This is a genomic window from Amycolatopsis keratiniphila, from assembly GCF_000400635.2.
Lineage (GTDB): Bacteria > Actinomycetota > Actinomycetes > Mycobacteriales > Pseudonocardiaceae > Amycolatopsis > Amycolatopsis keratiniphila.
In genome coordinates this window covers 4,070,622-4,089,468 of the sequence record NC_021252.1, presented here as the reverse complement: position 1 = coordinate 4,089,468, position 18,847 = coordinate 4,070,622, and the positions used below count along the sequence as shown (strand labels likewise).

23 protein-coding genes are annotated in these 18,847 nt (G+C 69.3%); 6 read left to right on the top strand and 17 right to left on the bottom strand.

What is annotated here, in order from left to right:
* Positions 1 to 67: 67 nt before the first annotated feature.
* Positions 68 to 955, top strand: coding sequence for an alpha/beta fold hydrolase (locus tag AORI_RS59545; RefSeq protein WP_016334063.1), 888 nt, complete (start codon positions 68 to 70; stop codon positions 953 to 955).
* Positions 945 to 1,505 carry a GNAT family N-acetyltransferase gene (locus AORI_RS59540; protein WP_016334062.1) on the top strand — a complete coding sequence of 187 codons (561 nt, stop codon included), beginning with the start codon at positions 945 to 947 and terminating at the stop codon, positions 1,503 to 1,505. Before AORI_RS59545 ends, AORI_RS59540 begins: the two co-directional genes overlap by 11 nt.
* Here the strand turns inward: AORI_RS59540 and cobA are convergent.
* From cobA to rpmB, 6 genes are all read right to left on the bottom strand, one after another.
* Positions 1,493 to 2,710 carry a uroporphyrinogen-III C-methyltransferase gene (gene cobA / locus AORI_RS59535; protein WP_016334061.1) on the bottom strand — a complete coding sequence of 406 codons (1,218 nt, stop codon included), beginning with the start codon at positions 2,708 to 2,710 and terminating at the stop codon, positions 1,493 to 1,495. The genes AORI_RS59540 and cobA overlap by 13 nt on opposite strands.
* A 54-nt stretch (positions 2,711 to 2,764) precedes the next feature.
* Positions 2,765 to 3,172 carry an ankyrin repeat domain-containing protein gene (locus AORI_RS59530; RefSeq protein WP_016334060.1) on the bottom strand — a complete coding sequence of 136 codons (408 nt, stop codon included), beginning with the start codon at positions 3,170 to 3,172 and terminating at the stop codon, positions 2,765 to 2,767.
* Positions 3,173 to 3,235: 63 nt separating this feature from the next.
* The gene (gene rpsR / locus AORI_RS59525; protein WP_016334059.1) at positions 3,236 to 3,484 is read right to left on the bottom strand and encodes a 30S ribosomal protein S18; all 249 of its coding nucleotides are present in this window, start codon (positions 3,482 to 3,484) and stop codon (positions 3,236 to 3,238) included.
* Complete coding sequence (gene rpsN / locus AORI_RS59520) at positions 3,481 to 3,786, bottom strand: 30S ribosomal protein S14 (protein ID WP_016334058.1); 306 nt, start codon at positions 3,784 to 3,786, stop codon at positions 3,481 to 3,483. Before rpsN ends, rpsR begins: the two co-directional genes overlap by 4 nt.
* Entirely contained in the window at positions 3,786 to 3,953 is a 168-nt protein-coding gene (rpmG, locus tag AORI_RS59515) for a 50S ribosomal protein L33 (protein ID WP_016334057.1), read from the bottom strand. The genes rpsN and rpmG overlap by 1 nt, the downstream gene beginning before the upstream one ends.
* Positions 3,953 to 4,189, bottom strand: coding sequence for a 50S ribosomal protein L28 (gene rpmB / locus AORI_RS59510; protein ID WP_005149951.1), 237 nt, complete (start codon positions 4,187 to 4,189; stop codon positions 3,953 to 3,955). The genes rpmG and rpmB overlap by 1 nt, the downstream gene beginning before the upstream one ends.
* An 84-nt stretch (positions 4,190 to 4,273) precedes the next feature.
* Here rpmB and mrf point away from each other — a divergent pair, with 84 nt between their 5' ends.
* The 4 genes from mrf to AORI_RS59490 are packed head-to-tail and all read left to right on the top strand — an operon-like array spanning position 4,274 to position 7,009.
* Complete coding sequence (gene mrf, locus AORI_RS59505; protein ID WP_016334056.1) at positions 4,274 to 5,527, top strand: ribosome hibernation factor-recruiting GTPase MRF; 1,254 nt, start codon at positions 4,274 to 4,276, stop codon at positions 5,525 to 5,527.
* A complete protein-coding gene (locus AORI_RS59500; protein WP_016334055.1) occupies positions 5,524 to 5,781 on the top strand; it encodes a type B 50S ribosomal protein L31 in 258 nt (85 codons plus the stop codon). The genes mrf and AORI_RS59500 overlap by 4 nt, the downstream gene beginning before the upstream one ends.
* Entirely contained in the window at positions 5,781 to 5,939 is a 159-nt protein-coding gene (gene rpmF / locus AORI_RS59495; protein ID WP_016334054.1) for a 50S ribosomal protein L32, read from the top strand. Before AORI_RS59500 ends, rpmF begins: the two co-directional genes overlap by 1 nt.
* Positions 5,936 to 7,009 (top strand): GTP-binding protein, encoded by a 1,074-nt coding sequence (locus AORI_RS59490; RefSeq protein ID WP_016334053.1) that lies wholly within the window; start codon positions 5,936 to 5,938, stop codon positions 7,007 to 7,009. The genes rpmF and AORI_RS59490 overlap by 4 nt, the downstream gene beginning before the upstream one ends.
* A gap of 62 nt (positions 7,010 to 7,071) precedes the next feature.
* Here AORI_RS59490 and AORI_RS59485 read toward each other — a convergent pair whose 3' ends face one another.
* The 11 genes from AORI_RS59485 to AORI_RS59435 all read right to left on the bottom strand — a co-directional run bounded on the left by AORI_RS59485 (position 7,072) and on the right by AORI_RS59435 (position 18,779).
* The gene (locus tag AORI_RS59485) at positions 7,072 to 7,368 is read right to left on the bottom strand and encodes a hypothetical protein (protein ID WP_016334052.1); all 297 of its coding nucleotides are present in this window, start codon (positions 7,366 to 7,368) and stop codon (positions 7,072 to 7,074) included.
* A 96-nt stretch (positions 7,369 to 7,464) separates the two neighbouring features.
* Positions 7,465 to 8,877, bottom strand: coding sequence for an AMP-binding protein (locus AORI_RS59480; RefSeq protein ID WP_016334051.1), 1,413 nt, complete (start codon positions 8,875 to 8,877; stop codon positions 7,465 to 7,467).
* 21 nt (positions 8,878 to 8,898) lie between these two features.
* A complete protein-coding gene (locus tag AORI_RS59475; protein ID WP_016334050.1) occupies positions 8,899 to 9,591 on the bottom strand; it encodes a DUF899 domain-containing protein in 693 nt (230 codons plus the stop codon).
* A gap of 34 nt (positions 9,592 to 9,625) precedes the next feature.
* Positions 9,626 to 9,961 carry an ArsR/SmtB family transcription factor gene (locus tag AORI_RS59470; RefSeq protein WP_016334049.1) on the bottom strand — a complete coding sequence of 112 codons (336 nt, stop codon included), beginning with the start codon at positions 9,959 to 9,961 and terminating at the stop codon, positions 9,626 to 9,628.
* Positions 9,951 to 10,382: an SRPBCC domain-containing protein gene (locus tag AORI_RS59465; RefSeq protein ID WP_016334048.1), complete on the bottom strand. Its 432-nt coding sequence runs from the start codon at positions 10,380 to 10,382 to the stop codon at positions 9,951 to 9,953. The genes AORI_RS59470 and AORI_RS59465 overlap by 11 nt, the downstream gene beginning before the upstream one ends.
* Before the next feature lie 76 nt (positions 10,383 to 10,458).
* The gene (locus tag AORI_RS59460; RefSeq protein WP_016334047.1) at positions 10,459 to 11,859 is read right to left on the bottom strand and encodes a pyridoxal phosphate-dependent decarboxylase family protein; all 1,401 of its coding nucleotides are present in this window, start codon (positions 11,857 to 11,859) and stop codon (positions 10,459 to 10,461) included.
* Positions 11,856 to 13,160, bottom strand: coding sequence for an MFS transporter (locus AORI_RS59455; RefSeq protein WP_016334046.1), 1,305 nt, complete (start codon positions 13,158 to 13,160; stop codon positions 11,856 to 11,858). The genes AORI_RS59460 and AORI_RS59455 overlap by 4 nt, the downstream gene beginning before the upstream one ends.
* 34 nt (positions 13,161 to 13,194) lie before the next feature.
* Positions 13,195 to 14,154, bottom strand: coding sequence for a sphingomyelin phosphodiesterase (locus AORI_RS59450; protein ID WP_016334045.1), 960 nt, complete (start codon positions 14,152 to 14,154; stop codon positions 13,195 to 13,197).
* Positions 14,155 to 14,171: 17 nt separating this feature from the next.
* Positions 14,172 to 16,187 carry a neutral/alkaline ceramidase gene (locus AORI_RS59445; protein WP_016334044.1) on the bottom strand — a complete coding sequence of 672 codons (2,016 nt, stop codon included), beginning with the start codon at positions 16,185 to 16,187 and terminating at the stop codon, positions 14,172 to 14,174.
* Positions 16,188 to 16,645: 458 nt separating this feature from the next.
* Entirely contained in the window at positions 16,646 to 17,671 is a 1,026-nt protein-coding gene (locus AORI_RS59440) for an LLM class F420-dependent oxidoreductase (RefSeq protein ID WP_016334043.1), read from the bottom strand.
* A gap of 187 nt (positions 17,672 to 17,858) precedes the next feature.
* Positions 17,859 to 18,779, bottom strand: a complete 921-nt coding sequence (locus AORI_RS59435) for an oxygenase MpaB family protein (protein ID WP_016334042.1) — start codon at positions 18,777 to 18,779, stop codon at positions 17,859 to 17,861.
* Positions 18,780 to 18,847: the final 68 nt, after the last annotated feature.

Genomic DNA, 18,847 nt, shown 5'->3' with positions numbered 1-18,847 from the left:
GAGATGCTTTCCTGGTACCAGCGAGTACTACCGGTGAGTACCGACGATCGACGAAGGACGGTGGGATATGAGCCCGGCCAGCAGCGCCACCGCGGTCGCCGACCTGCCCGCGCCGACCCCCGGACGGCGGCGGGAACGATCCTCCCGGCCGATCGAACTGTCGGGATCCTTCACCCATGAGGGTCACCGGCTCGCCTACACCGAGTTCGGCTCCGGCGACCGGGTGGTCGTGCTCACCCACGGCATCATGCTGACGCGGCGGATGCACGCCCCGCTCGCCCGCAGGCTGGCCCGCGCCGGTTTCCGGGCGGTGACCCTCGACCTGCTCGGGCACGGCGATTCGGACCGGCCCACCGAGTCCTGGCTGTACTCGATGCCCGCGTTCGCCGAGCAGACCGTCGCGCTGCTCGACCACCTGGACATCGACGCCGCCGTCATCGGCGGGACGTCGCTGGGCGCCAACGTCGCGCTCGAAGTGGGCGTCGCCGCGCCGGAGCGCGCGCTCGGCCTGGTCGTCGAGATGCCGGTGCTGGACAACGCGATCGTCGCCGGGCTGATCACGTTCGCGCCGCTGCTCATGGCCGCCCGGTTCCTGCCGGTGACCGTGCAGGGTGTGGCGCTGGCGGCGAAACTCGTCCCGCACGGCAACCAGTGGGTCGACGTCGTCACCGACACGCTGTCCCAGCGGCCCGCGCCGATGGCCGCGCTCCTGCACGGTGTGCTCTTCGGCCGGATCGCGCCGCCCAAGTCGGTCCGGTGCAAGATCGAGACCCCGGCGCTGGTCATCGGGCACGAGCGCGACCCGATCCACCCCTTCGGCGACGCGGACACGCTGGCCGCGGACATGCCGGCGGCCGAGTTCGTCCAGGCCCGCAGCCCGGTCGAACTCCGCTTCGACCCCACGCGCCTGACCGACACCATCGCCGACTTCTCCGCGCGCTGTCATGACCGTTGAGCCTGCCCCGGCCCGGGACGCGGGCGCGGAAGAACTGCGGACCGGGCGGCTGCTCCTGCGCCGCCCGGATCCCGGAGACCTCGACGCGATCTTCGCCCTTCACACCGATCCAGAGGCCTGCGCCCACAACCCTTCGGATCTGCTGGAGACACGCAAGGAAGCGGAGCTGCTGTTGCTCCGCTGGTCGCACCAGTGGAACCGGTACGGCTTCGGGTACTGGACGGTCCGTCGCCACGACTCGGCGGAGCCGCTGGGGTTCTGCGGGGTCAAGATCGTCGGCTTCCGGAGCCGCCCGGTGCTGAACCTCTTCTACCGCCTGTTCCCCGCTTCCTGGGGTTCCGGATACGCCGGCGAGGCCGCCACCGCGGCGGTGGACTGGGCCCGGGCCCACCGGCCGGACGACCTCGTGATCGCCCGCGTCCGGCCGGAGAACGTCGCGTCACAGCGGGTGGCGCTGCGGGCCGGGCTGGTCCGCGCGGAGCACCTCGACACCCCCGGCGACGACGGGACCGACTGGTTCTTCGTCTCGGACCCCGGTTACGAAGGCTGAGCCAGCCCCGCCACCGGGCCGAAGACGATCACCGCGGGCGGCCGCACCCCGGCCGTCGCCGCGTCCTCGACCACCTTGTCCAAAGTGGAGCGGAGAACCCGCTGCGTGCGCATGGTGCCGTCCTCGATGATGGCCACCGGCGTGTCACCCGGCCGCCCCGCCTGGAGCGCCTTGGCGAACAGCGGCAACCGCTCGACCCCCATCATCAGCACGATCGTGCCGCGCATCTTCGCCAGCTGATCCCAGTCCACCAGCGACTTCTCGTCGTCCGGCGCGACGTGACCGGACACCACGACGACCTCGTGCGCGACACCGCGGTGGGTCACCGGGACGTCCGCCGCGGCGGGGACGGAGAACGCGCTCGTGATCCCGGGGACCATCGTCACCGGGATGCCCGCTTCGGCGCAGGCGAGGACTTCTTCGAAGCCGCGGCCGAACAGGTACGGGTCGCCGCCCTTGAGCCGCACGACGAACTTCCCGGCCTTGGCCCGGTCGATCAGGGTGGAGTTGATCACGTCCTGGCTGGCGGCGCGGCCGTACGGGATCTTCGCGGCGTCGACGATCTCGACATGGGGCGCGAGTTCGTCGAGCAGTTCGCGCGGGGCCAGCCGGTCGGCGACGACGACGTCGGCCCTGGCGAGGAGGCGGCGGCCGCGGACGGTGATCAGTTCCGGGTCACCGGGGCCACCGCCCACGAGGGCGACGCCGGGGAGGTCGTCGTGGGCGTCCGGCACGCGCCCGTCGGCGACGGTGCCGGCCCGGAGGCCGTCGAGGATGCTGTCCCGGACGGTGGCCGACCGCAGCGGCTCACCGCCGGAGAGCACGCCGACCAGGAGCCCGCCGTGCCTGCCGGAAGCCGGAGTGACCGCGCTGCCGAGATCGCCGTCGTCGGCGCGGACACAGAACACCCGCGCGCGTTCGGCCTCGGCGCAGACGGCGGCGTTGACCTCGGGGTCGTTCGTGCACGCCAGCGCGTACCAGGCGTCGGTGAGGTCGCCCTCGGTGTAGCGGCGTTCGTGCCAGACGATCTCGCCGGCGCCGGCCATGGCGCTCACCGACGGCGTGGTGTGCGGCGAGACCAGTTCGACCCGCGCGCCGGCACTGATCAGCCGGGGCAGGCGGCGCTGGGCGACCGTCCCGCCACCGATCATCACGACACGACGGCCGGCCAGGTCGAGGCCGGAGAGGTAATGCGGGTCATCCATGCGGGGCAGTGTAAGGATTCAGCGCCCCGGACCGCGATCCGAGTGAGAACCGCCTCAGCTCTCCAGCAGCGCCAGCAGTTCGGTGTTGCCGAACATCCTGGCCGCGTCGATCGCCGACGGCTCCCCCGCCGTCGCGTCCGCGCCGCCCTTGAGGAGCGCCTTCACGACCTCGGGCTCGTTCTTGAAGACCGCGCCGGCGAGCGGGCTCTGGCCGCGGTCGTTCTCGCGGTTCGGGTCGGCGCCGCGCTCGATCAGCGCCGCGACGGTCTCCGCGTGGCCGTGGTAGGCGGCGAGCATGACCAGCGTGTCGCCCCGGTCGTTGGTCAGGTTCGGCGAGATCCCCGCGTCGACGTACGCGGCGAGCTCGGCCGTCGCGCCCGAACGGGCGAAGCCGAACACCTTGGCCCACAACTCCAGCAGTTCGGGATCGAATTCCTCGGCCTGTCCGGGGCTCTCCGTCATGAAGCCGATTCTTTCACAGGCCCGCGGTCCGGGCGGCGCGTCGCACCACCCGGACCGGTGGCGTCAGCGCCCCGCGTTGGGGTAGGGCAGCAACGCCATCTCGCGGGCGTTCTTGATCGCCGTGGCGACCTGTTTCTGCTGCTGGGGCGTCAGCCCGGTGACCCGGCGGGCGCGGATCTTGCCGCGGTCGGAGATGAACTTCCGCAGCAGATCGGCGTCCTTCCAGTCGACCTCGGTGATCTTGTTGGCGTGCAACAGGTTCGTCTTGCGCTTGTACGGACGGTCGCGGTTCGGCTTGCCCATCGCGCTCACCAGCTCGACTTCGTGACGCCGGGCAGTTCGCCGTTGTGCGCCATCTGCCGCATCCGGACGCGGGAGAGCCCGAACTTCCGCAGGTAACCGCGAGGACGGCCGTCGGCGGCGTCGCGATTGCGGATCCGGGTCGCGCTGGCGTCCCGCGGCATCGCCTGCAGCGCCGACACGGCGGCCGCCTTCTCCTCCGGCGACGCGGAGGGCGAGGCGATGGTGGCCTTCAGCTCACGACGCCGTTCGACGTAGCGGGCGGCGACGACCTTGCGCTGCTCGTTCTTGGCGATCTTCGACTTCTTGGCCATCAGCGCTCCTCCTTGAACTCGACGTGCTTGCGCGCGATCGGGTCGTACTTGCGCAGCACCATGCGATCCGGGTCGTTCCGGCGGTTCTTCTTGGTGACGTAGGTGTAGCCGGTGCCGGCGGTCGAGCGGAGCTTGATGATCGGCCGGATGTCGGTGCTCTTGGCCATCAGAGCTTCACCCCTTTCGCGCGGAGCTCGGCCACGACGGCTTCGATGCCCCGCTTGTCGATGGTCTTCATGCCCTTCACCGAGACCCGCAGCCGGACCCAGCGCCCTTCGCTCGGCACGAAGTACCGCTTGGCCTGCAGGTTCGGCTCCCAGCGCCGGGACGTGCGCCGATGCGAATGCGACACCTGCTTCCCGTAGCCCGGCTTGCGGCCGGTGACCTGGCACACGGCGGACATATACCCTCCCAAGTTGATATCGGTTGTCGTTTTCATTTACTCTACACAGCCGAACCAGAACGCCCTCGACGCCCCGGAGCTTCAGTGACCGACAACCCCCGCGTGCCCCTCGTCCTGATCAGTGGCCTCGCACCGGGACCGAACGCCGACCTCGCCGAGCGGCTGCGCCTCGCCGAACCCGGCACCGCCGTCGTGCATCACGACCTGAGGCAGATTCACTCCGGAGTGGTCCGACGGCGCATCCGGCTCGCCGACCGCGACCAGCTGACGGTTCTCGAACTGGCACACGGCTGCGTCTCGTGCACCCTGCGCGAAGACCTGTTGCCGTTGCTGCGCAAGCTCTCCCGGATGCCGCAGGTGCGGCGGATCGTGGTGCGGCTCGACGAGGCGATGGAGCCCGAGCCGGTCAGCTGGGCGCTGCACAACGTCCTCGTCGGCGAGCGGCCGGTGATCGAGGACGTCGACCTGCGTGCCGTGCTGACGGTCGTCGACTGCGCGGGCTGGCTGGCCGACAGCACCGGCGACGACACGCTGGCCGAGCGGAACCTGCTCGCCAGCCCCGAGGACGAGCGCACCGTCGCGCAGGTCGCGCTGTCCCAGGTCGAATTCGCCGATCTCCTCGTCCTCGCCGGAGCGGCGACCGACGCGTGGTCCGCGGCGAAGGCCTCGGCCGTGCTCGACCGGGTCGCGCCGTCGATCCCCCGCGTCGAACTGTCCTCAGTGGACGGGAGGACCGTGCTGGACGCCGTCCCCGCCGACGCCCGGCGCGGCGAGGTCACCGACATGCACGGACCGTTGTTGCGCGGCCAGCCGCCGTTGCACACCGACTGCGGGATCGGGCTGCTCACCTTCACCTCGCAGCGCCCGTTCCACCCGGAACGCCTCCACGACGCGATCGACGTCCTGCTCGACGGCGTCGTCCGCACCCGGGGACGGCTCTGGGTGGCGAGCCAGCCGGACATGGCGCTGTGGATCGAATCCGCGGGCGGCGGCCTCGGGGTCGGGCACGCCGGGCCGTGGCTCGCCGCCCCGGACGGCCCGGACTGGGCCACCGTCTCCCCCGAGCGCCGCACCCTCGCGTCCCTGCGCTGGGACCCGCTGTTCGGCGACCGCGCGCAGGAACTGGTCGTCGTCACCGATCAGGCCACCCCCGACGAGATCGAGGCCGCCCTGAACGGGGCACTGCTGACCGAGGAGGAACTCGCCGCCGGTGAGCAGGAATGGCTCCGCTATCCGGATCCGTTCGGCGAGTGGCACGAAGAACCGTGCGAGGACACGGAAACCGACCCCGAGAAGCACGACGTGAACGCGTCGAACCGAAAGGACGAAACGCAGTGAAACCGGGTATCCACCCCGACTACCACCCTGTGGTGTTCAAGGACCTCTCCACCGGGGACGCCTTCCTGACCCGCTCCACCGCCACCTCGGAGCAGACCATCGAGTGGACCGACGGCAACACCTATCCGCTGGTGAACGTCGAGATCAGCTCGTGGTCGCATCCGTTCTGGACCGGCAACCAGCGGATCATGGACAGCGCCGGACAGGTCGAGAAGTTCCACCGCCGCTACGGCCGTCGCGGAGGGTCGAAGTAATGGCCGTCCCGAAGCGGAAGATGTCGCGCAGCAACACCCGGTCCCGTCGTTCGCAGTGGAAGGCGGCCGTGCCGGATCTGGTGCCGATCAAGGTGAACGGCGAGACGAAACTCGTGCCCCGCAAGCTGATGAAGCATTTTCACGAAGGTGGGAAGTGACGACGCCGGTCACGGTGCTGTCCGGGTTCCTCGGTGCGGGCAAGACGACCGTGCTCAACCACGTCCTCGCCAACCGCGACGGCCTGCGGGTGGCGGTGATCGTGAACGACATGAGCGAGGTCAACATCGACGCCGCGCTGGTGCGGGACGGGAACAGCCTGTCCCGCACCGAGGAACGGCTCGTCGAGATGACCAACGGCTGCATCTGCTGCACCTTGCGCGACGACCTCCTGGAGGAGGTCTCGCGGCTCTGTGAGGACGGCCGGTTCGACTACCTGCTCATCGAATCGAGCGGGATCTCCGAGCCGATGCCGGTGGCGGCGACGTTCTCGTTCCTGGACTCCGCGCGGCTCGACACGATGGTGACCGTGGTCGACGCGGTGAACTTCGAGCGGGAACTGGCGGCCGGGGACGGGCTGACCGAACGCGGGCTGGACCAGTACGACGGGGACGAGCGGACGGTCAGCGACCTGCTGATGGACCAGATCGAGTTCGCGGACGTCCTCCTGCTGAACAAGGCGGACCTGGTCCCGGATCTCTCCCTCGACCGGCTGACGGCGGTGTTGCGGCGGCTCAACCCGGCCGCCGAGGTCGTCGTTTCCACGCACGGCCGCGTCCCGCTCGACCGGGTGCTCGGCACCGGGCGCTACGACATCGAGCGGGCGCAGGAAGCACCCGGGTGGGTGGCGGAACTCAACGGTGATCACGTGCCGGAGACGGAGGAGTACGGGATCTCCAGCGTCGTGTTCCGTGCCCCGCTCGCCTTCGACGCCGAGCGGTTGTGGGATTTCGTCGGGCGGCTCGACACCGGGGAGTTCGGGACGGTCCTGCGGTCGAAGGGGTTCTTCTCGCTGGCGTCGCGGCCAGGGGTGACCGGGCTGTGGTCGCAGGCCGGTTCGGTCGCCCGGTTCGAGCCGCAGGGGGTCGAGGAGGCGCCGCGGCAGGAACTCGTGTTCATCGGCGTGGGGCTGGAGAAGGACGCGCTGCTGGACTCGCTTCAGGCATGTTTGGCGGGCGGCCCGGCGGGCGCGGATCCGTTCCCGGAGTGGGAAGCGGTACACGTCCACTGAGCGTACGCCTCGTGAGTGGTAAGGACGGTTCTAACCGTCCTTACCACTCACGAGGACGAGAGTCAGTGGTCGTCGTAGTGGTCCCCGTGCACGGCGTGGCGGTGGCCGTCGTGCAGGTAGTCGACGTGGTCGCCATGCGGCACCGCGACATGGCCACAACCCTCGCCGTGCGCGTGGTCGTGACCCTGGTGCGGGACGTGGCCGCCGGCCTCACACTCGTCGAAATGCCCGTCGTGAGCGCGGTGCAGGTGTCCATCGTGCACATAGTCGACGTGGTCTCCGTGGGGTACGGCGACATGGCCGCATCCTTCGCCGTGAGCGTGCGAGTGGCCGGTGTGTTCAAGGTGTGCGGCGGTCATCACCGGGTCCTTCCTGATCGGAAATGCCTGATCAGGCGGACCGTAACACCGGCATACGGGCCCAGCAGCACTCTCACCCGACCGAGTTCCCCCGGCTCAGGCGATACGGCGGCGGTGCCCGCTCCAGAACGGTGCCCGCAGCGCCCGCTTGTCGATCTTGCCGATCGCCGTCAGCGGCAGCGCGCCGGTGAAGTCCACATCGGACGGTACGAAATGCTCCCGCCCGAAGAAATCCCTGGCATGGGCCCGGACCTCGTCGGCCGACAGCGCCCCCGGAGCGACCGGAACCACCACGGCGTGGACCCGCTCGCCCTCGCCGTCGTCGCCCGGCACACCGAACACGGCCACGGAACGGATCAGCGGATGCCGCGCGAGCGCGTTCTCGACCACGGTCGAGTACACCTTGGTGCCGTGCTCGCCGGTGATGATGACGTCGTTCGCCCGGTCCAGCAGGTAGAGATAGCCCTCGTCGTCGAACCGCCCGAGATCACCGGTCCGCAGCCAGCCGTCCCCGATCGGCACCGAACCGTGGTAGCCGTCCATCATGGACAGTCCGCGCACCAGCACCTCCCCTTCGTCGATCCGTGCCTCCATGCCGGGGACGATCCGGCCGACGGACTCGAGCCGCTCCGGCCGCCCGTCGAGTTCCGCCGCGGAGATGCTCGCGATCATCGGCGCCTCGGTGAGCCCGTATCCCTGCCCGACCACCGGTCCGAAGACGTCGAGCGCCTGGGCCAGCCGCCGCGGCGGCAGCGGGGCGGCCCCCAGGGAAAGCTGCCGCACACTGCCGACGTCGGTCGACGTCATGGCCGGATGGTCGAGCACCGCGGCCAGCCGCGCGGGGGTGAGGGACAACGAGGTGATCCGGTGTTCCGCGATCGCGTCCAGGACCGCGCCCGCGTCGAAGCCCCGCAGCAGCACCACGCTTTCCCGCCGCAGGATCGCGCCCAGCACGGTGGCGTTGCCGGTCATATGCGTCATCGGCGCGATCAGCAGGGTGCGTCCCGGCCCCGCCGGATCCGGCGCGAAGATATGGGCCATCCCGTCGTAGATCCCGCTGTGCCGGATGAGTTTCGGCGTTCCGGTGGTGCCGCCGGTGGGGAACACGACGGTGACCGACCCCGGCAGCCTAGCCGGGTCGGCACCGTCACGATCCACCAGTTCGTCGAGCGTGGTCACCCCGTCCGGCCAGTCCGCCGCGTGCTCGGCCACCAGGGTCGTGACCCCGGCCGCCTCGACCGCGGCGAGGCGATCCGGCGCACTCGCCGACGCGGCGACGAGCAGAACCGTCGAACCCCGCAGCTGGGCGGCGATCTGCAGGAGGACGGTTTCGGGCCGGTTGCCGGCGTCGATGGCGACCACCCCGCCCTCCGGCAGCCCCGCGTACATCCGGCGTACCAGTTCGAGCGCCTGCCCGTAGCCGGTCTCCACGCCGTCCTGGACGAACAGCACCTCGTCGCCACCCGATCGAAGCGCGTCCAGCACCCGGGTCAGAAACAGACTCTCCACCGGCCGGACCCTAACCCAGGCTCACGACCCCGAGCAGCACCCGCCACCGGACGACGCGGGTTCCTCGTACGCGTCGTGCCAGTTCCACCATTCGTACGGCGGCGTCTGCGGGTAGCCCTCAGGCGAGTCCTCCCACTCCTCCTGCCGCCCCAGCGCGGTGATGTCGAGGTAGCTCCAGGTGCTGCCCATCGTCTCGTCGCCGCGATCGTTGACGAAGTATGTCCGGAACACCTGGTCGCCCTCGCGGATGAAGGCGTTGGTGCCGTGCCATTCGTCGACGCCGAAATCGACGTCGAAGTCACCGGTGATCGTGTACCACGGCATCGTCCAGCCCATCCGCGTCTTCAGCCGCGCGATGTCCGGCTGCGTGCCTCGCGAGGCGAAGGCCAGCGTGGTGTCGCGGGCGTTCAGATGCGCGACGTGCGCGACCTGGTCGGCCACCAGCGAGCAGCCTTTGCAGGCGTGGTCGGGGAAGCCCTCCACGCCGGGATCGAAGAAGGCCCGGTAGACGATCAGCTGACGGCGTCCCTCGAACAGGTCGAGCAGGTTCACCGTCCCGGACGGTCCTTCGAACTCGTACGGCTTCTCGATCGCGAGCCACGGCATCCGCCGCCGCTCGGCCGCGAGCGCGTCGCGGGCACGGGTCAGTTCCTTTTCCTTCACCAGCAACCGAAGGCGCGCTTCTTCCCATTCCGCGGCGGACACTGTGTTCATCGCGCCGACTCCACTGTGAAGCTTGTCGTGAAGCTCATGCTGAACCCTCCAAATGGTCTTTCAGAGCCGCGAGCGGCCCGTCCCAATCGCGGGCGAGCGCGGCGAGGAACTGCTGGGCGACCTGCATCGGCGCCGAGTGCAGCCGGTAGCGGACGCGGCGCCGCTCCCCTTGTTCCGGGGTCACCAGGCCGGCGTCGGTGAGCAGTGCGAGGTGCTTGGCGATGGCCTGCCGAGTGATCGGCAGGCGTTCGGCCAGGTCGGTCGCCGTGGCCGGGCCGCCCGAGGCGAGCGTGGCGAGGATGCTCCGCCTGCTCGGGTCGGCCAAGGCGACGAAGACCTGTTCGGCGATCGCTTCGATGTCAGGCGGCATCGAGGTATTCGATCAGTTCGCCCAGCTCGGCCGCCCACCCCTTCGTGTTTCCCTCGAAAGCGACCTGGTGCGCGTCGTCAGGAAGCTGCGAGAAACCGGACTCGACGACGGTGAGCCGGGTGCCTTCGCCGTTCGGCACCAGGGTGAACTCGACGTAGGTGCGGCGAGGGTCGTCGTCGGGCAGACCGTAGATGTTCCAGGTGAAGCCGAAGATCTCCGGCTCTTCCACGCGCTCGACGCGCATGACCGCCTTGTGCCCCTCGTCCCATTTCATCTCGGCGTCGCCACCGGGCCGCAGGTCGATGCTGGCCTGGTTGCCGAACCAGGTGCCCAGCCCTTCAGCCGTGGTCAGCGCGGCCCAGACCTTCGCGGGCGGGTGGGCGATCTCGACGGTGCGTTCGATCCGGTCGGGGAATCCCACGACAAGCCTCCTCAAGTAGCAATCAATCGGTTGCTATAACTTTGTATAGCAACCGCCTGATTGCGTCAAGGGGAGGTCAGGAGGCCGTGTACAGCGCGCCGAGGAATTCGAGCAGCAGCCGCTCCCGCAGCGGACCGGGCGCCGTCGCCAGCAGGGCGTTGATCTCCGCCATCCGGGTGGGCAATCCCGCGCCGCCGCCGAGGCCCGCCGCCGCCAGCAGTCCGGCGAACTGTTCCGGCGTCAGCGTCGCGGGATCCAGCGCGGCGACGAACTCGGCCACCTGCGGATCGACGACGACCGGCCCCGCTTCACGGGCGGCCGCGACCGAAGCGCCCAGGTCGGCGACGAACTCCCTCTCGCTCCCCCGGTTCGCGGCCGTCACGGTCAGGTGCAGGTTCGCGGGCGACGACTCGTGGGCGAACTGCGGCTGGACGTACCAGCCGCGCTCGCGCATCTCGTCCGCGACGGTGAACAGGTCGAATCCGGCGTCATCCGCCACGGTGAACGCGAGCAGGGTCGACACCGGATCGCCGAGGACCCGCAACCCGTCCAGCGCCTCGATCCCGGCACGGAGCTCCACGGCCGCCTCGCGCGCCGCGGAAGCCAGCTTCCGGTAACCCTCTTCGCCGACATGACGCACGACGGCCCACGCGGCGGCGAGCGGTCCGCCGGAGCGGGTGCTCTGCAGCGTGGTGTTCAGCATCGTGTAGCCGGGCCAGTCCGCGCTGGCGAAGTACTGCGAACGGCGCAGCCCGGCGTCGGCGTGCAGCAGGACCGACACGCCTTTCGGGCAGTACGCGTACTTGTGCAGGTCCACCGAGACGCTGGTGACACCGGGAACGTCGAAGCCGAACGGGCCGAGCCCCAGGTACGGCAGCACCCAGCCGCCGATACAGGCGTCTACGTGGAACCGGACGCCGTCCAGCAGGGCGGCGATCTCCGGGATCGGGTCGAGGACGCCGTGGGCATACGACGGCGCGCTCGCGACGACGAGCACCGTGCTCTCGTCGACGGCGGCGGCCATCGCCCCGGGGACGGCGCGGAAGCTCACCGGATCGACCGGCACCGCAACCACGCGTACGCCGAAGAAATGCGCCGCCTTGTGGAACGCGGCGTGCGCGGTCGTGGGCAGCACGATGTTCGGCGTGGCCACGTCCGGACGCGCGTCGCGAGCGGCCAGGACGGCGAGCATGCACGACTCCGTGCCACCCGACGTCACCGAGCCGACCGTCTCCGCCGTGCCGCCCAGGAGCCGCGCGGCGGTGCCGACGAGGTCGTTCTCCATCCGCAGCAGGCTCGGAAAGGCCGTCGGATCGAGCCCGTTGGCCGACGAGGCCAGCGCGTGCGCGGCCGCGCCGAGTTCGTCCACTTCGGACAGACCGCTGTCGTAGACGTACGCGAGCGTCCGGCCGCCGTGGGTCGGCAGGTCGCCCGCCCGAAGTTCCCGGAGCTCCTTCAGGATGTCTTCGGCGGTCACGACCGGCGCTCCAGGACCGACCTGCGAAGCAGTGGGATGCCGAACAGGATCAGCACCGCCGGGAGGATCGACGCGCCGAGCAGGATCGCCGTCAGCGCGCTGTCCGGCTGCGCGGCCCCCGGGGCGAGGCTGGACTGGTAGCCGCCGAACTGCAGCACCAGTCCCCAGATCCCCGGGCCCAGCGCCAGTCCCAGCGTTTCGGACGCGGTCCACACCCCGGCCGCCACCCCGGCCCTGGTCTCCCCGGTCCGCTCCTCTTCGTCGCTGATCAGATCCGGCAGGATCGCCAGCGGGAACACCGAGATCCCCGCGTAGCCGACGCCGCAGAAGGCGACGAACACCATCGTGACGGGGAACGGGAACACCTTCGCGCCGAGAAGCCCGAACAGACCGACGCCGAACGCCGCGGTGGCGAGCCGGAACCCGACGAGTTTCCCGACACTCGCCCCGAGCTTGGGCCACAACGGCATCGTCAGCAGCGCCGGACCGACGAAACCGACGAACAGAACCGTGGCGTAGCCGGAGCTGCCGAGGATCCGTTCGGCGAAGAACGGGATCGCGGCCAGCACCGTGCCGATACCGAGCGCCTGGACGAAGTAGACCCCGAGCAGCCAGCGGAACGGCCGCCACTGCGCGAGCGTCCGGAGCAGCTCACGCGGGCTCACCGTGTTCGGCCGCAGCGCGCCGACCGGCGCGTCCTTCAGCCCGAAGTACACGCCGAGGGTCGCCAGCAGGATGATCACGGCGATGAACACGCCCATGACGCGGTAGCCGGTGACGCCGCCGACGAGTTCGGTGATCGCCGGGGCCCCGCCGCCGCAGATCAGGATGGCGACCGCGAGGAAGCCGATCCGGATGCTGGTCAGCTTCGTGCGTTCGTCGGCGTTGTCGGTCAGTTCGGCGGGCAACGCGTTGAACGGCACCTGGAAGAACGCGTACGCGGTGGCGCACAACAGGAACACGACGACGACGTAGATCGCGTCGGGCACCGGGCCGCCGAAGCCGGGGTGGGCGAACAGGGCCGCGAAGAGGATCGACACGCCGATACCGCCGAAGAGCAGGAACCGGCGGCGGCTGCCGGTGCGGACCATGTCCGCGTCCGACAGCCTCCCCGCGATGGGGTTGAACAGCACATCCCATGCCTTGGGAATGAACACGATCGCGCCGGCGACGCCCGCGGCGACGCCCATCGTGTCGGTGAGGTACTTCAGGAGGAGCAGGCCGGGAACCGTGCCGAAGGGGCCGGTGACGAACGAGCCGAGCGAGTAGCGGTACCTCGTCCGTGCTGGCAGGGCTGCCATGATCCTCCTCGAGGCGGTTCTCCCGATGAAGGCCTCAGTATTGGATCTTGGCCACCACCGGGTAGTGGTCGGAGGGAATCGTGCCACCGTCGTAATGCACGAGCTGTACCGGGCCGACAGCGGCGAGTGGACGGCCGCCCGCGCGTACGGCTCCGACGTAGTCCAGCGAATCGCGGTAGGTCGCCGGAACGGACTTCGCCGCGTTCGGGTTCGTCGCCGCGTCGAAGGTGTACGCGCCTTCGCCCGTCGTGCGGAGAACGCCGTCGAGGAAGGCCTCGCCCTGCTGGACCTGGGTCCGGCCGAGGGAATCCTTGCGCGCTTGACCCGCCCAGTACTCGATGTTCAGGTCGCCCGCGATGACGACCGGCTCGCGGGCGGGGGCGTATTTCGTGACCAGGTGCCGGATCTCGCCGAGCTGCGCCATCCGGACGTCATGCGCCTTCGGCAGCGTCTCCGGCCCCTCGTCGGCCTGCATGTGGGTGCCCGCGATCCAGACCGGCTTCCCGGCGACGACAAGGCGGGCGAGCGCGGCGCCCTTGTTGGACAGATAGTCCGCGGTACCGGAGTAGGAATTGCGGAAGACCAGCTGGTGCTGTTCGGTCACCGGCGCCTTGCTCAGCACGGTGACCCCGCCGTTCACCACGACCGGGGAATTCGAGCAGTTGCCGTTCACCGTGGTCCAGCCCGGCGACGTGGAGCAGTACTGGCCGACGAGCGGGGTCTGATGCGGCCAGACGTCCTTCAGCCGGTTCCGCAGTTCCTCCGCCTGGGCGCTGAACGCCTCGTCCAGGACGACGACGTCGGCGTCGTTCGCGCGGATGACCTCCTCCGCCGCGCGAGCCCTGGCCTGTTTGTCCGAAGTGTTCGGGCTGGCGATCCAGGGCAGCTGCCAGATGTTGAACGCCATGACCTTCACCGAGACCGCCGCCTGGGCGGGGACGGCGGATCCGGCGAACAGGGCGGCGGCGATGGCGAGTACGGCGAGCTTCCGCACGAAAGACCCTTTCGGTGTCAGGAAACGACGAATGTCCGCGAAGTCCCGCTGAACGCGGAGATCGCCCCGTTCCAGCCGTTCTTCCAGTTGCCGAAGTGGACCACGCGATACTTGCCGATCGGGGCGTTCGCGGGGATCTTCCAGTGGACGACGGCTTTCGATTCGGCGACGAACGTCCGCGCCCAGTGGTACTTCGTGTCCCAGTCACCGTCGTCGGCGTGGCGGACCCACTTGCCGTCGACCAGCCGCTGGATCTCCAGGAAGGTGCCGCCGCGCCGGAGATCGTTCTTCGGATGCCCGGTGACGAACTCGACCGCGACCTGTTCGCCGCGCGCGTAGGTGCTCTTCGCGTCGGTCAGGACGTCACCGAAGCTCTTGAACGCGGGTGGGCTGTCGAAGACGACGCCCGGCTGGAAGTTGATCAGCTTGCCGCGCAGATCGCGCGGCGTCGGGCCGTGCGGGACCGATGTCCCCGCCTTCATCGCCGCCGCGAGTTTCGCGAATTCCTGCTGGTACGCCGGAAGCGTGTAGCGGCCGTAGAGGGTCGACGCGCCTTCGTACTGCTGCGAGTCGTACTCCTCGGGCGTGGTGACGTACTGGCTGTACGCGTTGGCGTAGCCCTGGATGAGCACGTTCTCCAGCGGGACACCGAGTTCGGCGGCGACGGTCCGGCGCAGGCGCAGCCCGGCGACGATGGTCAGCTCGGCGGGCACCGCCACGAGGTGCAGCTGCCCGATCCGGACGAGTTGCAGCGGCAGGACCTCCGGCGTCCACGGATACGGCTTCATCGCGCCGAACGGCACCGCGATCACCTTCGGCGCGTGCGCGTCGGCCAGCGCCTGCGGGATCGGCGCGTCGATGCCGCCGAGCCAGTCGATGAACGGGTTCTTGACCCCTTCCGGCAGCGGCAGGCCAGGCCCGTCCTCGCGGCTGCCCGCCAGCATCGAGACGCCGATCGCGGCGGTGCAGGTGCGCTGCGGCCGCCCGTTCGGCGTGTACTTCGCGTCGACGGCCACGTCGGACATGTCCACGTAGCACATCCGGTGGTCGACGCCACCCGTCACGGCCTCGGCTGCGGCGTCGAAGGCGCTCTTCGCCGCGCGGAACTGGAGATCGCCGATGGTGCGGGTGTTCTCGAACTCGGTTTCGGGCGTGCCGGGTTCGAGGTTCAGGTTCGGGCTCATGTCGCCGGTGTTGGTCTGCGGGAAGGCGGCGACGAACCGCGGGTTCCCGTCGAGGTAGCGCACGCCGGCGTGGTCGTGCTCCCACTCGTAGGCGGCGTAACCCTTGTTGTCGCCGCTGATCAGGTGGTTGCCGTTGCTCATCGACGTCCCGTGCGTGGCGAACCAGCTGATCGCGCCGACGTCGACGCCGTTCCGGCTGAACCGCAGCACCGTGACGGCCGGGTCGATCGCCTGCGGGAAGTGGTCCTTGTCGGCCTGCGGGTTCAGGTCGAAGGCCTTGCGGGACCGGTTGACGCTCGCCTTGGTGAGCTCGGCGCGGCCGAGCCGGATCGACCCGGGCGCGAGGTCCGCGTGCGCGCGGCCGATGGCCTCGACGATCCCGTCGACGTGCGCGTCGTACACCTGCTGCTGGAAGCCGAGGATCGCCAGATCGTAAGCGGCGTAATGGGAATCCCCGCCGCACGCGGAATGGGTGTGCGTGGCGTTGAGCAGCACGTTCTGCTCGGTGTACAGGTCGCCGTACGCGGCCTGGAGCTTGCGCAGCACGCCTTGGTGGACGGACTGGAACAGCGCGCCGAGGTCGGCGGTGACGAAGGCGATCCGCTTGGCCCCGTCGTCGACCACAAACGCCCGCGCCCGGGTGCGGAGGTGGATGCCGGCGGTCTGCTGCTGCGGCATCGAGTAGCCCATCATGCCGTTCTCGGCCGCCGGGCCGGTGACGTCGGAAAGGCCGACGCCGACGCGGAAACCCTTCGCCGGCGCCGCTTGCGCCTGCTGGGCGCCGAGCACGCTCGCCGCGACGGGCAACGCCGCCGCGCCCGCGAGTACCCGCCTCCGGCTCACCGTCATGAGTCGCACCTCCCGGCCACGAACATGAACCGACTTCATGTTCGTGGCCGGGACGCTACGTGATGGGGCTCACTGCCGCAACCCCACAAAAGGCGGGCGCCTCACACCCTGCTCAGCATGTCCACAAAGGATGTTCCACGACGGTCGAGTGTGGAGGATTTGGGACGTTCAATGTCCCCAATCCTCCACACTCGAGCCACCTGACGGGCACGAGGGCCGACTGCTCGGCATGCCGAGTGTTGACGATGTGGGAATCGGGACATTCAGTGCCCCAATTCCCACATCGTCAAGGGGACGCTCGCGTCTCGAATCTTGATCAACGGAGCAGTGGGGACACTCGACGTCCCTGATCCTCCCTTGATCAACGTCGCAGCCGAGCGGGGAGGATTCCGGACACCGAACGTCCCAAATCCTCCACACAACCTTTCGCATTTAGAGGAATAAATGCATGCCGGGCATTACCCGAGGGTCTCGGCGACCTTCGTGAGCGTCGCGGCATCCCCCCGCAGCAGCAACGTGGTCACCACGGTCTCCTCCCACGCCGCCAGTTCGTCGCGGATCTTCTCCGCCGGCCCGATCAGCGACGTGTCCTCCACCAGCGACGTCGGGATCGCGGCCGTCGCCTCGTCCTTGCGCCCGGCCAGGTACAGCTCCTGGACCTTGTCGGCGACGTCCTCGTAACCCATCCGAGCGAAGACGTCGTGGTGGAAGTTGACCGATTTCGCCCCCATACCGCCGATGTAGAGCGCGAGCGACGGCTTGATCCAGCTCGCGGCCTCTTCGACGTCGTCGTGCACGAGCACCGGGACGGACGCGGCGACCTCGAAATCGTCGAAACCATGCCGGGCACCGGGGCGCGAGAAGCCTTCCTCCAACGCCGTCCGGTAGAAGGCGTCGCTCTTGGGAGAGAAGAACAACGGGAGCCAGCCGTCGCAGATCTCCGCCGACAGCGCCACGTTCTTCGGCCCCTCCGCGGCGAGGAAGATCGGGACCTCCTTGCGGAACGGGTGCACTGTGGACTTCAGCGGTTTGCCGAGCCCGGTGCCGCCTTGCAACGGCAACTGGAAATGCTGACCGTCGTGCGTCACCGGCGCCTCACGCGCGACGACCTTCCGCACGATGTCGACGTACTCGCGGGTGCGAGCGAGCGGCTTCGGATACGGCTGCCCGTACCAGCCTTCGACCACCTGCGGCCCGGACGCGCCGAGCCCGAGCACGAACCGCCCGCCGGACAGATGGTCCAGCGTCAGCGCGTGCATCGCCGTCGCGGTCGGAGTGCGCGCCGACATCTGGACGATATTGGTGCCGAGCTTGATCCGGCTGGTCGACGCGCCCCACCAAGCGAGCGGGGTGAACGCGTCCGAGCCGTAGCCCTCGGCGGTCCACACCGAATCGAAGCCGAGTTCTTCGGCCCGCAGGATCGCGTCCAGCGCGCCCTCGGGCGGGCCGGAGGACCAGTAACCGAGGTGGTAACCAAGCTTCATCGAGGCTCCTCGTGTCTGTAGGTGAACCCGCGACCGCGATCGACGTCGGCAGGGCACGGCTGGGTAATCACGTCACGATGGGTGGACAGGGTGCCCTACCACCGCGATAGCGGGGCCTTCGGCCGGGCGGGTTCACACGTTTGGTCGCTTGTCGGGTAAATCTTGTGCTCCGCCAACAGGCTCCTCGTCAGACGTTCGGTGAGTAGTGCTCGGGTTTGCCCCGCTCCGAAAGCGGCGGAAGGTTCCTCGCGGGAGTCTCGACCAACGGCGCGTCCGGGGCCAGTTCGCCACGCTCGCGCCGCCAGCCCGCCCTGGCCCGCGGGTGGTAGCGGCGATCGCGCGGGACCAGCTTGAACGCCGCGTTGATGAGCTTCCCCACCCGGCGGTGCCGTCGCTCGTCGCGTTCGGTCCAGGTGTAGCCGAGCCGCTCGCGGATCGGCGGGTCGTACAGGCCGATCGTCAGCCAGACGAAGTTCCGCGCCACGTGCCCGCGCACGAGGTTCCACGCGAAATCCGGCAGCCAGGGCAGGAAATGCGGTTTGGCGATGTCCTGGATCTCGAGGACGTCGCGCGTGGCCTTGTTGTCCTCCAGCACGTCCTCGCACATGCGCTTCCAGTAGAGCTGGAAGTCCTCCCACGACTCCGGCACCGGGCGCATGCTCATCCCGTACATTTCGTACCACTGCACGTGCTCTTCGAAGAGTTTCCGCTTCTCGGCCTCGCCGATGCCGCCGCAGAAGTTGTCGGCGATGAGGATCGCGCTCACGAAGAACGTCGAATGCGCCCAGTAGAACGTGTCCGGGTTGAGCGCGTGATAGCGCCGCCCGTGTTTGTCGACGCCCTTGATCCGATCGTGGTAGCCGCGCACCTCCAGCGCGGTCTGCCGGGCGCGCGGGCCGTCGTAGATCACTCCCCCGATCGGGTACAGCGAGCGGAACAGCCGCTGCCAGCGCTCCTCGAAGAACCGCGAGTGTTCTTCGACGCCCGCGCCCAGCTCGGGATGCATGTTCTGCATGGATCCGGCCCAGAGCGCGATGAGCAGCCCGCGCCAGTCACCGAAGTACTTCCAGGTCAGCGAATCCGGTCCCAGCGGCCGTGGCTGCGTCATCCCCGGTCTCCTCAATGAGCTGGTTAAATTGACCACAACTGTTGTCAGGTTAAAGTTGACAACGGCCG

What these genes read in the sequence shown, in the direction of transcription:
- AORI_RS59545 (WP_016334063.1), top strand. Translation starts at nt 68, where the DNA reads ATGAGCCCGGCCAGCAGCGCCACCGCGGTCGCCGACCTGCCCGCGCCG.
- AORI_RS59540 (WP_016334062.1), top strand. Translation starts at nt 945, where the DNA reads ATGACCGTTGAGCCTGCCCCGGCCCGGGACGCGGGCGCGGAAGAACTG.
- cobA (WP_016334061.1), bottom strand. Translation starts at nt 2,710, where the DNA reads ATGGATGACCCGCATTACCTCTCCGGCCTCGACCTGGCCGGCCGTCGT.
- AORI_RS59530 (WP_016334060.1), bottom strand. Translation starts at nt 3,172, where the DNA reads ATGACGGAGAGCCCCGGACAGGCCGAGGAATTCGATCCCGAACTGCTG.
- rpsN (WP_016334058.1), bottom strand. Translation starts at nt 3,786, where the DNA reads ATGGCCAAGAAGTCGAAGATCGCCAAGAACGAGCAGCGCAAGGTCGTC.
- rpmG (WP_016334057.1), bottom strand. Translation starts at nt 3,953, where the DNA reads ATGGCCAAGAGCACCGACATCCGGCCGATCATCAAGCTCCGCTCGACC.
- rpmB (WP_005149951.1), bottom strand. Translation starts at nt 4,189, where the DNA reads ATGTCCGCCGTGTGCCAGGTCACCGGCCGCAAGCCGGGCTACGGGAAG.
- rpmF (WP_016334054.1), top strand. Translation starts at nt 5,781, where the DNA reads ATGGCCGTCCCGAAGCGGAAGATGTCGCGCAGCAACACCCGGTCCCGT.
- AORI_RS59485 (WP_016334052.1), bottom strand. Translation starts at nt 7,368, where the DNA reads ATGACCGCCGCACACCTTGAACACACCGGCCACTCGCACGCTCACGGC.
- AORI_RS59475 (WP_016334050.1), bottom strand. Translation starts at nt 9,591, where the DNA reads ATGAACACAGTGTCCGCCGCGGAATGGGAAGAAGCGCGCCTTCGGTTG.
- AORI_RS59470 (WP_016334049.1), bottom strand. Translation starts at nt 9,961, where the DNA reads ATGCCGCCTGACATCGAAGCGATCGCCGAACAGGTCTTCGTCGCCTTG.
- AORI_RS59455 (WP_016334046.1), bottom strand. Translation starts at nt 13,160, where the DNA reads ATGGCAGCCCTGCCAGCACGGACGAGGTACCGCTACTCGCTCGGCTCG.
- AORI_RS59445 (WP_016334044.1), bottom strand. Translation starts at nt 16,187, where the DNA reads ATGACGGTGAGCCGGAGGCGGGTACTCGCGGGCGCGGCGGCGTTGCCC.
- AORI_RS59440 (WP_016334043.1), bottom strand. Translation starts at nt 17,671, where the DNA reads ATGAAGCTTGGTTACCACCTCGGTTACTGGTCCTCCGGCCCGCCCGAG.
- AORI_RS59435 (WP_016334042.1), bottom strand. Translation starts at nt 18,779, where the DNA reads ATGACGCAGCCACGGCCGCTGGGACCGGATTCGCTGACCTGGAAGTAC.